14 protein-coding genes are annotated in these 13,728 nt (G+C 54.5%); 9 read left to right on the top strand and 5 right to left on the bottom strand.

Features of this window, described 5'->3' with window-relative positions; translation table 11 throughout:
• Positions 1-162: 162 nt before the first annotated feature.
• Together holC and GJ746_RS02800 are read left to right on the top strand one after the other, a co-directional pair.
• Positions 163-606 carry a DNA polymerase III subunit chi gene (gene holC, locus GJ746_RS02805; RefSeq protein ID WP_154678839.1) on the top strand — a complete coding sequence of 148 codons (444 nt, stop codon included), beginning with the start codon at positions 163-165 and terminating at the stop codon, positions 604-606.
• Entirely contained in the window at positions 606-3,461 is a 2,856-nt protein-coding gene (locus tag GJ746_RS02800; RefSeq protein ID WP_154678838.1) for a valine--tRNA ligase, read from the top strand. The genes holC and GJ746_RS02800 overlap by 1 nt, the downstream gene beginning before the upstream one ends.
• A gap of 48 nt (positions 3,462-3,509) precedes the next feature.
• Here the strand turns inward: GJ746_RS02800 and GJ746_RS02795 are convergent, their stop codons facing one another.
• Positions 3,510-4,706: a YjgN family protein gene (locus tag GJ746_RS02795; protein ID WP_154678837.1), complete on the bottom strand. Its 1,197-nt coding sequence runs from the start codon at positions 4,704-4,706 to the stop codon at positions 3,510-3,512.
• A 185-nt stretch (positions 4,707-4,891) separates the two neighbouring features.
• Here GJ746_RS02795 and GJ746_RS02790 point away from each other — a divergent pair, with 185 nt between their 5' ends.
• Positions 4,892-5,395, top strand: coding sequence for a GNAT family N-acetyltransferase (locus GJ746_RS02790; protein ID WP_154678836.1), 504 nt, complete (start codon positions 4,892-4,894; stop codon positions 5,393-5,395).
• A 42-nt stretch (positions 5,396-5,437) separates the two neighbouring features.
• On the opposite strand, the gene miaE is transcribed toward GJ746_RS02790, so the two are convergent.
• Both miaE and rraB read right to left on the bottom strand, forming a co-directional pair.
• A complete protein-coding gene (miaE, locus tag GJ746_RS02785) occupies positions 5,438-6,196 on the bottom strand; it encodes a tRNA isopentenyl-2-thiomethyl-A-37 hydroxylase MiaE (protein ID WP_154678835.1) in 759 nt (252 codons plus the stop codon).
• 231 nt (positions 6,197-6,427) lie between these two features.
• Entirely contained in the window at positions 6,428-6,850 is a 423-nt protein-coding gene (gene rraB, locus GJ746_RS02780; protein WP_154678834.1) for a ribonuclease E inhibitor RraB, read from the bottom strand.
• 99 nt (positions 6,851-6,949) lie between these two features.
• On the opposite strand from rraB, the gene argL reads away from it, so the two are divergent.
• Positions 6,950-7,045, top strand: a complete 96-nt coding sequence (argL, locus tag GJ746_RS25570; RefSeq protein ID WP_370798676.1) for a putative translational regulatory protein ArgL — start codon at positions 6,950-6,952, stop codon at positions 7,043-7,045.
• Entirely contained in the window at positions 7,015-8,019 is a 1,005-nt protein-coding gene (gene argF / locus GJ746_RS02775) for an ornithine carbamoyltransferase (RefSeq protein ID WP_154678833.1), read from the top strand. Before argL ends, argF begins: the two co-directional genes overlap by 31 nt.
• A gap of 111 nt (positions 8,020-8,130) precedes the next feature.
• On the opposite strand, the gene GJ746_RS02770 is transcribed toward argF, so the two are convergent.
• The gene (locus tag GJ746_RS02770) at positions 8,131-8,583 is read right to left on the bottom strand and encodes a YhcH/YjgK/YiaL family protein (RefSeq protein WP_154678832.1); all 453 of its coding nucleotides are present in this window, start codon (positions 8,581-8,583) and stop codon (positions 8,131-8,133) included.
• A gap of 193 nt (positions 8,584-8,776) precedes the next feature.
• On the opposite strand from GJ746_RS02770, the gene GJ746_RS02765 reads away from it, so the two are divergent.
• The 4 genes from GJ746_RS02765 to ridA all read left to right on the top strand — a co-directional run bounded on the left by GJ746_RS02765 (position 8,777) and on the right by ridA (position 10,842).
• The gene (locus tag GJ746_RS02765; RefSeq protein ID WP_009652331.1) at positions 8,777-8,881 is read left to right on the top strand and encodes a pyrBI operon leader peptide; all 105 of its coding nucleotides are present in this window, start codon (positions 8,777-8,779) and stop codon (positions 8,879-8,881) included.
• Between the two features lie 36 nt (positions 8,882-8,917).
• Positions 8,918-9,853, top strand: coding sequence for an aspartate carbamoyltransferase (gene pyrB, locus GJ746_RS02755; protein ID WP_154678831.1), 936 nt, complete (start codon positions 8,918-8,920; stop codon positions 9,851-9,853).
• A gap of 13 nt (positions 9,854-9,866) precedes the next feature.
• Positions 9,867-10,328: an aspartate carbamoyltransferase regulatory subunit gene (pyrI, locus tag GJ746_RS02750; RefSeq protein WP_154678830.1), complete on the top strand. Its 462-nt coding sequence runs from the start codon at positions 9,867-9,869 to the stop codon at positions 10,326-10,328.
• A 127-nt stretch (positions 10,329-10,455) separates the two neighbouring features.
• Positions 10,456-10,842 carry a 2-iminobutanoate/2-iminopropanoate deaminase gene (gene ridA, locus GJ746_RS02745; protein WP_154678829.1) on the top strand — a complete coding sequence of 129 codons (387 nt, stop codon included), beginning with the start codon at positions 10,456-10,458 and terminating at the stop codon, positions 10,840-10,842.
• Between the two features lie 75 nt (positions 10,843-10,917).
• Here the strand turns inward: ridA and mgtA are convergent, their stop codons facing one another.
• The gene (gene mgtA / locus GJ746_RS02740) at positions 10,918-13,626 is read right to left on the bottom strand and encodes a magnesium-translocating P-type ATPase (protein ID WP_154678828.1); all 2,709 of its coding nucleotides are present in this window, start codon (positions 13,624-13,626) and stop codon (positions 10,918-10,920) included.
• Positions 13,627-13,728: the final 102 nt, after the last annotated feature.

Below are 13,728 nucleotides of genomic sequence, written 5' to 3'. Positions count from 1 at the left end.
GTCTGGCCTGCAAGCTCGGGCAATAAGAATTCTATACCCTATGGATTTCGAGTTGCATCGCGGCGGCAACTGAGCAAATCCCCAGGAGCATAGTTTACTATGTGACTGGGGTGCGCGAAGGCAGCCAACAAAGAGGCAACTTGAAAGACGACGGGTGTAGATATGAAAAATGCGACCTTTTATCTTCTGGACAATGATACGCAACAAGACGGCTTAAGCGCCGTTGAACAGCTGGTGTGTGACATTGCCGCAGAACGTTGGCGCAGCGGCAAGCGAGTGCTCATCGCCTGCGAAGATGAGCAGCAGGCGATTCGTCTGGACGAAGCGCTGTGGGCAAGGCCAGCGGAAAGTTTCGTCCCGCATAATCTGGCGGGGGAAGGCCCACGCGGCGGCGCGCCGGTGGAAGTTGCCTGGCCGCAGAAGCGCAACAGCAGCCCGCGGGATATTCTGATTAGCCTGCGGCTAAACTTTGCAGATTTTGCCACCGCTTTCACAGAAGTGATAGACTTCGTCCCTTATGAAGATTCTTTGAAACAACTGGCGCGCGAACGCTATAAAGCGTACCGCATGGCTGGTTTCAACCTGAACACGGCAACCTGGAAATAATGGAAAAGACATACAACCCCCAAGATATCGAACAGCCGCTTTACGAGCACTGGGAAAAGCAGGGCTATTTCAAGCCTAACGGCGACGAAAGCAAAGAGTCCTTCTGCATCATGATCCCGCCGCCGAACGTCACCGGCAGTTTGCATATGGGTCATGCCTTCCAGCAAACCATCATGGATACCATGATTCGTTACCAGCGCATGCAGGGTAAAAACACCCTGTGGCAGGCCGGTACCGACCACGCGGGTATTGCTACCCAGATGGTGGTTGAGCGTAAGATTGCCGCCGAAGAAGGTAAAACCCGCCACGACTACGGTCGCGACGCCTTTATCGATAAAATCTGGCAGTGGAAGGCGGAATCCGGCGGCACCATTACCCGTCAGATGCGCCGCCTGGGCAACTCCGTGGACTGGGAGCGCGAGCGCTTCACCATGGATGAAGGCCTGTCCAACGCCGTAAAAGAAGTCTTTGTCCGCCTGTACAAAGAAGATCTGATCTACCGCGGCAAGCGCCTGGTCAACTGGGACCCGAAACTGCGCACCGCCATCTCGGATCTGGAAGTGGAAAACCGCGAGTCGAAAGGCTCCATGTGGCATATCCGCTATCCGCTGGCCGACGGCGCGAAAACCGCTGACGGCAAAGACTATCTGGTGGTCGCCACCACCCGTCCGGAAACCGTGCTGGGCGATACCGGCGTGGCCGTTAACCCGGAAGATCCGCGCTATAAAGACCTTATCGGCAAATTTGTGATTCTGCCGCTGGTTGACCGCCGTATTCCAATCGTTGGCGATGAACACGCCGATATGGAGAAGGGCACCGGCTGCGTGAAGATCACCCCGGCGCACGACTTCAACGACTATGAAGTCGGTAAGCGTCATGCTCTGCCGATGATCAATATCCTGACCTTTGACGGCGATATCCGCGAAACCGCGGAAGTTTATGACACCAAAGGCAACGAGTCCGACGTCTACTCAAACGTTATTCCAGCTGAGTTCCAGAATCTGGAACGCTTTGCCGCGCGTAAAGCGGTAGTTGCCGCTATCGACGCGCTGGGCCTGCTGGATGAGATTAAACCGCACGATCTGACCGTTCCTTACGGCGACCGCGGCGGCGTGGTTATTGAACCGATGCTGACCGATCAGTGGTACGTTCGTGCCGACGTGCTGGCTAAACCGGCGGTTGAAGCGGTTGAAAACGGCGACATTCAGTTCGTGCCGAAGCAGTACGAAAACATGTACTTCTCCTGGATGCGCGATATTCAGGACTGGTGTATTTCCCGTCAGCTGTGGTGGGGTCACCGTATCCCGGCATGGTACGACAACGAAGGTAACGTCTATGTAGGCCGCACCGAAGACGAAGTGCGTCAGGAAAACAACCTCGGTGCCGACGTGGCGCTGCGCCAGGACGAAGACGTGCTGGATACCTGGTTCTCCTCGGCGCTGTGGACGTTCTCCACACTCGGCTGGCCGGAAAACACCGATGCCCTGCGCCAGTTCCACCCGACCAGCGTGATGGTTTCCGGTTTCGACATCATCTTCTTCTGGATTGCCCGCATGATCATGATGACCATGCACTTCATCAAAGATGAAAACGGCAAACCGCAGGTGCCGTTTAAAACCGTCTATATGACCGGTCTGATCCGCGATGACGAAGGCCAGAAGATGTCCAAATCGAAGGGCAACGTTATCGACCCGCTGGATATGGTTGACGGCATCTCCCTGCCGGAGCTGCTGGAGAAACGTACCGGCAACATGATGCAGCCGCAGCTGGCGGAGAAAATCGCCAAACGCACCGAGAAACAGTTCCCGAACGGTATTGAACCGCACGGTACCGATGCCCTGCGCTTCACCCTGGCGGCGCTGGCCTCCACCGGCCGCGATATCAACTGGGACATGAAACGCCTGGAAGGCTACCGTAACTTCTGTAACAAGCTGTGGAACGCCAGCCGCTTTGTGCTGATGAATACCGAAGATCAGGATTGCGGCTTTAACGGCGGCGAAATGACCCTGTCGCTGGCGGACCGCTGGATCCTGGCGGAATTCAACCAGACCATCAAAGCCTACCGCGAAGCGCTGGACGGTTTCCGCTTCGATATCGCCGCAGGCATTCTGTATGAGTTTACCTGGAACCAGTTCTGCGACTGGTACCTCGAACTGACCAAGCCGGTAATGAACGGCGGTTCCGAGTCTGAACTGCGCGGCACCCGCCATACTCTGGTGACCGTGCTGGAAGGTCTGCTGCGCCTGGCGCATCCGATCATCCCGTTCATCACCGAGACCATCTGGCAGCGCGTGAAGGTCATTTGCGGTATCACTGCCGATACCATCATGCTGCAGCCGTTCCCGCAGTACGATGCGTCTCAGGTTGATGAAGCGGCGCTGGCCGATACCGAATGGCTGAAGCAGGCGATCGTCGCCGTACGTAACATCCGTGCGGAAATGAACATCGCTCCGGGCAAACCGCTGGAACTGCTGCTGCGCGGCTGCAGTAAAGATGCCGAGCGTCGTGTTAACGACAACCGCAGCTTCCTGCTCAATCTGGCGCGCCTGGAAAGCATCACCGTGCTGCCTGTCGATGATAAAGGTCCGGTCTCGGTAACCAAAATTATCGACGGCGCTGAGCTGCTGATCCCGATGGCTGGCCTCATTAACAAAGAAGATGAGCTGGCGCGTCTGGCAAAAGAAGTGACAAAAATCGAAGGCGAGATTGACCGCATTGAAAGCAAACTCTCCAACGAAGGTTTTGTGGCCCGCGCGCCGGAAGCGGTGATCGCCAAAGAGCGTGAAAAGCTGGACGGTTACGCGGAAGCAAAAGCGAAACTGATTGAGCAGCAGGCGATTATCGCCGCGCTGTAATTCCCCTGAACGAAAAATTAAGGCCGGAGCTTGCTCCGGCCTTTTGCATTACAGGAACGGCAGCATGGGGAAAAACCCGCTGCACAGTTTGCCTGATGCCGCAGGCTGAGGCGCGGTTTCCGGCTCCAGATCGAGAGAATCCAGCTCGCCGACCACCGCGGTGTTGGCGGCAATATAGCGCAGTAAATTAATTTTTAACCAGGGATAAGCCAGCCCCAGAGTGAGGGGAGAGAGGAAAGTCAGGCCTAATAAACGCGGAGCAAGAGCGGAAAACGTCAGAGTCGAACGAAAATGAACGCGGTCTCCCAGCTGCAGATTATTCAACGCATGATTACGCAGCGCCGCCCAGACATACGCCATAGATATCACGATACCAATAGCGAGGAAAATATATCCGCCCACTACCGAGCCAAGGTGCTGCAATGCCATCAGCAGCGCCGTGCTTTCATTACACATGCCGAACATACAGCCGGTAATCATCTGCGTGAATACTGAAAGTAAGAAAACGATAAAAAGAATAATAAACGGCAATAAAATAGCTGTGGCCCATAAAAATATAATCACGCAACGTTTAGTACTGATATGGATATTAAATTTATTTTTGCCAAAAGTGGCACCCTTTCCGATAAGTTCGAGCCAATGGCTGTAAACGACCCCGTTGGTAATACCAATAATCAGCAGCATCAGTAAAGTCAGAAAAACGACACTCAGTATCATACTGGTTATTCCATAGTAGAAACCAAGATATCTTCCTGACATGGATAACAAGACCGCCATTAACACGTATATCAGCACCGGCATACCGAGCATCACCCACCATGCGCGAAGCGGGTGACACTGAAAGCCAAAACGAATTTTACCAAAAGAGGTCATCACCGCATGATAGCTTAACCCCTTTGTTATCATTACAGGTAGCAGGATGAGGAAAAGTAGCATCTCCAGCCCCTCGCTTCCGGGATAAAATATAGCTAACGCTAAGCTGAGCAAAACCAATACAACAAATATCAGCACCCAGCTGAGTAAAATCGTAATACCGCGACCATGGTAGCCAAAACGGATGCCATTTAACTCCATATTTTCACAAAGATAGCGGCGACTGCGCACCCAGGCCCAGGGAATAAATATTCCAAGAGTAATAATAGATAAAATGACATTAACCAAACAAATAGTAAAGAAGGGCCAGACCTGGCCATGAAAAACTAAATGTCGGCTATAACTTTGTTGCTGACCGGAAATCACGCTCATAAATACGTCGTCCTTGTACTTTAAATCATATATAAAAATAATAAATCAAGATAACCCGTTTTAAAGCAACAGAATATATTATCCTTCCATTATTCGGCAATGCATTTAACGCGCTCCTTGCGCCGGTAAAAAAATAATGGTATTAAAACAGCGTATGGTATTTTAAGTTAAAATTGAGTGATTCCATGAATCTTGCCGCGCCACAGACCTTCACTTTACGTCGCATCACTGCACAAGATAACGCCGCGATAGCCGCCGTTATCCGCCAGGTCTCAGCTGAATATGGCCTGACCGCCGATAAAGGCTATACGGTCGCCGACCCTAACCTGGACGAGCTGTTCCAGCTTTATAGCCAGCCGGGTTCTGCCTATTGGGTGGTTGAGCAAAATGGTCAGGTTGTTGGCGGCGGCGGGGTTGCGCCTCTGAGCTGTAGCGAGCCCGATATTTGCGAATTGCAAAAAATGTATTTTATGACCTCCGCTCGCGGCCAGGGGCTGGCGAAAAGGCTGGCGCTGATGGCTCTGGATTACGCCCGTGAACAGGGGTTTAAACGCTGCTATCTGGAAACCACCGCCTTCCTTAAAGAAGCTGTCGGTTTATATGAACATCTCGGTTTCGAGCATATTGACGGACCGCTGGGCTGCACGGGTCATGTTGACTGTGAAGTCAGGATGTTGAAAGCGCTGTAGCCCTGCGAGACTGCTACAGCGGCCCGGATATCGACTGGGCGCTCAAATCGGTACGCCGCTATGAAAGCGAAATTCCGCCTCCGGTGCGTTAATTAACGCCGCTTCCGCCTCGCCAAGCTGGCGCACGCGTTCGCTGATATCTTCCCCGGCAATCTTCCGCGCTAAATCCAGATAGTCCTGATAGTGACGCGCCTCGGACCGCAGCAGGGACAAATAGAACTTTTGCAGATCGTCGTCCAGCCATGGCGCCAGTGCGGCAAAACGCTCGCAGCTGCGGGCTTCAATATAGGCTCCGCAGATAAGTTTATCGATCAACATCACCGGTTCGTGTGAACGCACTTCCCGGCGCAGCCCGCGGGCGTAGTTGCTGGCGGCGATCTTAACGTAAGGTATATCCCGGGAAATCATGATTTCCCGTACCTGCCAGAAGTGATGCAGCTCCTCTTTGATCAGCAAAATCATGCTATCGAGCAGCTGACGCCCCCAGGGATCGTCGGTCTGCGGCATCGCGCTTTTATTTATCTGCTTATGCAGCGCGACAAAATCCGGCTCCGGCCCCCGGCGATAGGTGAAGTCCTCATAGGGTTTCAGACAGGCCAGCAGTTCATCCGCACCTTCTTTATCCGCGACGTAACGTCGCACCAGCAGCATGGCGTTTTGCGCCGCTTTCAGCTCGCACACCATATGGTCGGTCAACAGCAGCGGGAGGTTTTCCGGTTTACGGGCTTCATCAATCCATGCCTGAGGAGTTGGGCAATGCAGAAAGCTTAAAATCGGAGCGAGTATTTGCGGGTAATCCATTAAAGTTCCTTGCTATACCCAGGATAATTCGAGTTTCAGGGCAAAACGGTTAACCGTTTTGCCCGGCGCTTGCGCTGGCTCCAAAGAGGCGAACTACGCGGTAAGCAAGCAAGTCCCCAGCAGCTTGCACAATTAAGCGACCGGGGCGAGCGAACGCAGCCAACGCACATGCAACTTGAAGAATGACGGGTATATACGGCGGCGCGGTATGCCGCCGTATACCTCTGCTACTTAGTGGCGAACGCCGTCATCGTCTTCATCAACGAGATCGTCGTCATCGCCCTCTTCGTCTTCACCGTTAGGATCTTCGTAGTAGGTGCCCCAGCCGTCGTACTCAACTTCGTATTTTTCCGCCAGCGTCATCAGCTGCTCAACCTGAGCATCGATCAGCTCAGCATTCAACGCGGATTCGCTGAGGATATCGCAGCAGATAACGGTATCGCCCTCTTCCACTTCCAGCTCTTCCGGCTCAGTCACTTCGTAGCCCAGCTTGAAAGCTTCTACCGCCACTTTCTCCAGCGTTTCTAAATCATCGGCAGAGAGATGATGCTCAATGGTGTACAGCGCATCAGGATCGCTGCCGTCTTCGAGCAGCTCTTCAATAATCAGACGCGTTTCTTCACGCTGTTCTTCCAGTAATTCCGGGTTAGCCATGGCTCGTTCCTCATAATGTGTCGCGGATGCTTCTATTGTCACATACCGCCGTGATTGCCTCCACCTTCTGAGAGAAAGATTTATGACACGGGGTTGCAAATGAATATTCATACATATAAAGTGAATTTTAATTCAACAAATGGCCTGAGCCATGTGAGGGAACCATGTCCGCGTTTTATCAGAAGCATTTTTTAAAGTTGCTTGATTTTACCCCTGCCGAAATCACCGCCCTGCTTGACCTGGCCGCCAGGCTCAAAGCTGATAAGAAAAACAACATCGAAATTCAGCACCTTACCGGCAAAAACATCGCGCTCATCTTCGAAAAAGACTCAACCCGTACCCGATGCTCTTTCGAAGTTGCCGCTTTTGACCAGGGCGCTCGCGTCACCTATCTCGGGCCGAGCGGCAGCCAGATTGGTCACAAAGAGTCGATTAAAGATACCGCCCGCGTGTTAGGGCGCATGTACGACGGTATTCAGTACCGTGGTCATGGCCAGGAAGTGGTCGAGACGCTCGCACAATATGCCGGTGTTCCGGTCTGGAACGGCCTGACTAATGAATTTCATCCCACCCAGCTGCTGGCGGATCTGTTGACCATGCAGGAGCATCTACCGGGTAAAGCCTTTAACGAGATGACTCTGGTCTACGCCGGCGACGCGCGGAATAATATGGGGAACTCGATGCTGGAAGCCGCCGCGCTGACCGGTCTGGATCTGCGTCTGGTGGCGCCAACGGCCTGCTGGCCGGAAGAGAAGCTGGTTGCACAGTGCCGGACGCTGGCGCAACAAAACGGCGGCAATATTACCCTGACCGAAGATATTGCGGCGGGCGTGAAGGGAGCGGACTTTATCTACACCGACGTCTGGGTATCGATGGGCGAAGCCAAAGAGAAATGGGCTGAGCGCATTGCGCTGCTGCGGGATTATCAGGTGAATAGTCAGATGATGGCGCTGACCGGCAATCCGCAGGTGAAATTCCTCCACTGCCTGCCCGCATTCCACGACGACCAGACCACGCTAGGTAAGCAGATGGCCGCGGATTACGGCCTGCACGGCGGGATGGAAGTGACCGATGAGGTATTTGAATCCGCAGCGAGCATCGTTTTCGACCAGGCGGAAAACCGTATGCACACCATCAAAGCGGTGATGGTCGCGACGCTGGGTAAATAGTCACCTTTACGCAATATTTTCCCGGATTGCGCCGCGCTTATCCGGGCTACCCGTCCCTAACCACACCGATCTGTAGCCCGGGCAAGGCGTCTGCCGCAGCCCGGGGTATTTTTACGCCATCAGCATCTTCACAACCGCTTTGCGCACCTTCGCCGGCGCGCCGACGGCGCACAGCGGTTTATGCACTTCGCCTGGGTAAAACACCACAAAATCGCCTTCGTTGAGGATCACGGTTTTCTCCTGCCCGCCCGCCGCCAGGAAGGCGATATCTTTATCCGCCAGCCAGTCGATATCCGGCGTACCGGCAGGGAGAACGCTAAAGGTCATTCCCTCCTGACCTTTTAACACTATCTGGATATCCAGGTAGCGGGCGTGATACTCAGCGCGGCGGTCCGTTAACGGCTCAGTCGAATCTTCAGAAATAAGGTAAAACAGGTTGTTGCCGTCAATATCATGTTTACCCAGCGGCGTCGCCTCGGTGACATGAGCCTTAACGTATTCAATAGCCTCACGCAAAGACTCCGGCAGCCAGCTTTGCAGATGGTGAATGTTTCCAACGATCATAATATCCCTCAAATATAAAACATCTTTTCATTTTCCGTTTTATACCTCCCTCAGGACTGCCATACCACATCTTTTTAAGGGTTTTTTGCGTTGACGCACTATTATCCAGGCAAACGTTTACCTGTTTGTGGATTAATCGCTTGATCCGAAGACAGAGCTGCGTATAATGCCACCCGTTTTGCCGGGAGGAATTATGGTTCAGTGTGTACGACATCGTGTCTTACCGCGTCTGAAAACAGGCGCTGGCCTGCCGTTTTTCCTTTCCGTTGCATCCGTATTCGTAAAGCCCCTTATTTAAGGGGCTTTTTTTTTGCCCAGGCGTCAGGAGATAAACATGGCTAATCCGCTGTATCAAAAACATATCATTTCTATAAACGATCTCAGCCGCGAAGACCTTGAACTGGTACTGGCGACCGCAGCAAAGCTCAAAGCCCATCCGCAGCCGGAGCTGCTGAAGCATAAAGTTATCGCCAGCTGCTTTTTTGAAGCGTCGACCCGCACCCGCCTGTCGTTTGAAACCTCAATGCACCGCCTGGGCGCCAGCGTGGTTGGTTTCTCAGACAGCAGTAACACCTCTCTGGGCAAAAAGGGCGAAACCCTGGCTGACACCATCTCGGTGATCGGTACCTACGTCGATGCCATCGTCATGCGCCATCCGCAGGAAGGCGCGGCGCGTCTGGCGACTGAGTTTTCCGGCGGTATTCCGATACTCAACGCCGGCGACGGCGCAAACCAGCATCCGACGCAAACCCTGCTGGATCTGTTCACCATTCAGGAAACCCAGGGTCGTCTGGAAAACCTCCACGTGGCCATGGTCGGCGATCTGAAATATGGCCGCACCGTCCACTCTCTGACCCAGGCGCTGGCGAAATTTAACGGCAACCGCTTTTACTTTATCGCTCCTGACGCGCTGGCCATGCCGCAGTACATTCTCGATATGCTCGACGAAAAAGGCATTGCCTGGAGCCTGCATAGCGCCATTGAAGAGGTGATGGCTGAAGTGGACATTCTGTACATGACCCGCGTGCAGAAAGAGCGCCTCGACCCATCGGAATATGCCAACGTGAAGGCGCAGTTTGTTCTGCGCGCCGCCGATCTGGAAGGCGCCCGCGCCAACATGAAGGTGCTGCACCCGCTGCCGCGCATTGATGAAATCACCACCGATGTTGATAAAACGCCGCATGCCTGGTATTTCCAGCAGGCAGGCAACGGCATCTTCGCGCGCCAGGCGTTACTGGCGCTGGTACTGAATAGCGATCTTGCACTGTAAGGGGATAAAAGAGATGACACACGACAATAAATTACAGGTAGAAGCCATCAAACGTGGCACCGTTATCGACCATATCCCGGCGCAGGTCGGCTTTAAGCTACTGACCCTGTTCAAATTGACCGAGACGGATCAGCGCATCACCATCGGCCTGAACCTGCCATCGGGCGAAATGGGCCGCAAGGATTTGATCAAAATCGAGAACACCTTTCTGACCGACGAGCAGGTCAACCAGCTCTCACTGTACGCGCCTCAGGCTACGGTGAATCGCATCGATGATTACGAAGTCGTCGGTAAGTCGCGCCCGAATCTGCCGGAGCGTATTAACAACGTGCTGGTATGTCCGAACAGCAACTGCATCAGCCACGCCGAGCCGGTGTCCTCCAGCTTTGCGGTGAAAAAACGTGAAAACGATATCGCGCTGAAGTGCAAATACTGTGAAAAAGAGTTCTCGCACAATGTGGTTCTGGCTAACTAATTGAGGTTGGTATTGCGTACCCGGCTCCCTATAATGGCCGGGTCTCTTACCTAACATCTTTCAGATCGTTGCGCAGTTGGCAACGCGAAAGATAACTACTTCATTAAGCTGTTATTCAGGAGAACTCATGTCTAAAACTATCGCGACGGAAAATGCACCCGCAGCTATCGGCCCGTACGTTCAGGGTGTTGATCTGGGTAACATGATCATCACTTCCGGCCAGATCCCGGTAGACCCGAAAACCGGCAGCGTGCCGGAAGATGTCGCCGCTCAGGCGCGTCAGTCGCTGGACAACGTGAAGGCCATCGTTGAAGCCGCGGGTCTGAAAGTGGGCGATATCGTTAAAACTACCGTTTTCGTGAAAGATCTGAACGACTTCGCTATCGTGAACGCCGCCTATGAAGCCTTCTTCACCGAACATAACGCCATCTTCCCGGCGCGCTCCTGCGTAGAAGTGGCGCGTCTGCCGAAAGACGTGAAGATTGAGATTGAAGCGATCGCCATTCGCCGCTAATCAGCTGCGCGATGAAACAAAGGCAGCCAATGGCTGCCTTTGTTGTTTTTGCGCGCCAGACGGCGTAATCCCCACTTACTGCCAGCCGTAGCGGCGGCTGTAAAAACCTTTAACCATCTGCGTCAGCGTCATATAGCCCGCCAGGATAGCAATCAGCCACGGGAAGTAGCTTAGCGGCAGCGCCTGAAGCTGCAAATAGCCCGCCAGCGGCGAGAACGGCAGCGCAATTCCTACCACCATCACCAGCAGCGTCATCACGATCAGCGGCCAGGCCGCACGGCTCTGGATAAACGGGATCCGCCGCGTACGGATCATATGCACAATCAACGTTTGCGACAGCAGTCCCACCACGAACCAACCGGACTGGAACAGGGTTTGATGTTCCGGCGTATTGGCGTGGAACACCCACCACATCAGGCAGAACGTCAGAATATCGAAGATAGAACTGATCGGCCCAAAGAAGACCATAAAGCGACCGAGATCCGCTGGGTTCCAGCGCTGCGGTTTACGGATCTGCTCCTCGTCCACGTTATCAAACGGTATCGCGACCTGGGATACATCGTACAGCAGGTTCTGGATCAACAGGTGCAGCGGCAGCATCGGCAGGAACGGCAGGAAGGCGCTGGCCACCAGCACGCTGAAGACATTACCGAAGTTGGAGCTGGCGGTCATTTTAATGTACTTGAGCATATTGGCGAAGGTGCGGCGGCCTTCAATAACCCCCTCTTCCAGCACCATCAGGCTCTTCTCAAGCAGGATGATATCTGCCGCCTCGCGGGCAATATCCACCGCGCCGTCGACGGAAATACCGATATCCGCTGCGCGCAGCGCCGGGGCGTCGTTAATGCCGTCGCCCATAAAACCCACCACGTGTCCTTCGCGTTTGAGCAGCGTGACGATACGCTCCTTGTGCAGCGGCGCCAGGCGAGCAAACAGGGTGGTACGTTTTGCCAGTTCGGCCAGCTCATCATCATTCAGCGCTTCAACCTGGCTGCCGATGACCACTTCGCCCGCATCCAGCCCCACTTCATGGCAAACTTTAGCCGCCACCAGCTCGCTGTCGCCGGTGAGGATTTTGACCGTAATGCCGCTGGCCTTTAGCGCTTTCAGCGCCGGGGCGGTGGTCTCTTTCGGCGGATCCAGGAAGGCAATATAGCCCTCGAGGATCAGGTCGGATTCATCCGCGCGATGGTAGTCGCCCTCGCGTGCGGGCAGGTACTTCGTCGCTACCGCCACCACTCGCAATCCCTGACGGTTGAGGGTATCGGTAACGCGACGGATGCGCCGCAGCATGGTGTCGTCCAGCGGTACAATTTCGCCGTTATAGCGAACCTGGGTCGAGACGTTGAGGATCTCCTGCAAAGCGCCTTTGCAGATCAGCTGATGGACGTTGGCCTGTTCCTGCACCACCACCGACATACGGCGGCGTTCAAAATCGAACGGGATCTCATCCACTTTCTGCCAGCGCTCCGCCAGCGCGCGCGCCGACTCCAGCTCGACGCCCTCCAGCACTGCGGTATCAAGGAGATTCTTCAATCCGGTCTGATAGTGGCTGTTCAGCCAGGCGGTATGCAGTACGCGTTCGCTCACCTTTCCGGAGACATCGGTATGATTCTCCAGCACGATTTTATCCTGAGTCAGGGTGCCGGTTTTATCGGTACACAGAATGTCCATCGCGCCAAAGTTCTGGATAGCGTCGAGATGCTTGACGATAACTTTCTGTTTCGACAACTTCACCGCCCCGCGCGCCAGCGTCGAGGTAACGATCATCGGCAGCATTTCCGGCGTCAGGCCAACGGCAACAGAGAGCGCGAACAGCGCCGCTTCCCACCAGTCGCCTTTGGTATAACCGTTAATCAGCAGCACGATCGGCGTCATCACCAGCATAAAGCGGATCAGCAGCATGCTGACCCGGCTGATGCCTTTCTGGAAGGCGTTCGGTTCGCTTTCCTGCTCGCTGACGCGTCCGGCCAGTTGACCAAACCAGGTGCCGCCGCCGGTGGCAAAAACAATCGCCTGGGCCGAGCCGCTTACCACGTTGGTGCCCATAAAGCACAGCGTGTCGCACTCCAGCGGGTTCGTCTGCAGCGGGTCGCGGGTGCGGGCGACTTTTTCGACCGGCAGCGATTCACCGGTCAGCGAGGCCTGAGCGACGAACAGGTCGCGCGCCTGAATAATACGCAGGTCCGCAGGGATCATATCGCCCGCCGACAGCTTAACGATATCCCCCGGCACCAGCTGGTCGATAGGCAGCTCGCACCAGCGGCTTTCGCCCTGCTCATTGACCACCCGCAGTACCGTGGCAGTATTGCTGACCATCGCTTTCAGGGCGTCCGCCGCTTTGGTTGAGCGCGCTTCCTGGATAAAGTTCAGCAGGGTGGAGATCCCCACCATCAGAGCGATAACCGCCGCGGCAAACAGATCTTCCGTTGAGTAGGAGACGATACCCAGGACGGTCAGCAGCAGGTTGAAGGGATTGCGATAGCAGCTCCACAAATGTACCCACCACGGCGACGGTTTCTGCGCCGGGATCTGGTTTTCGCCGTACTGCGTGATTTTTTGCGCTACTTCGCCTTCGTTTAGCCCTTCTGGATGGCTGGCGAAGGCGCGCCAGATTTCATTTTCATCCATTGCCGCCACGTTCAGGCACTGCTTGCCAAGAGAGTCCGGGATCGGCGCGCTCGCCAGATTGCGGGCGTCAGGTAACGGGTCGCGCTGTACTAAACGATGCGGTAAATGGCGGCCAAGCTGGGCAAACAGCTGGCGGGTAAAATTTTTCAACATAAACAGTCCCTCCGCGCTCGCGTGAGCGAACGCAGCGCTACCGACAGGCGTAAGTAAACCTTACCTGTCAGGCATGTTATTTTTATGGCAGGGATATCAAAG

The organism is Klebsiella oxytoca (assembly GCF_009707385.1).
Classification (GTDB): Bacteria; Pseudomonadota; Gammaproteobacteria; order Enterobacterales; family Enterobacteriaceae; genus Klebsiella; species Klebsiella oxytoca_C.
This window is presented reverse-complemented; position numbering and strand designations above follow the sequence as displayed.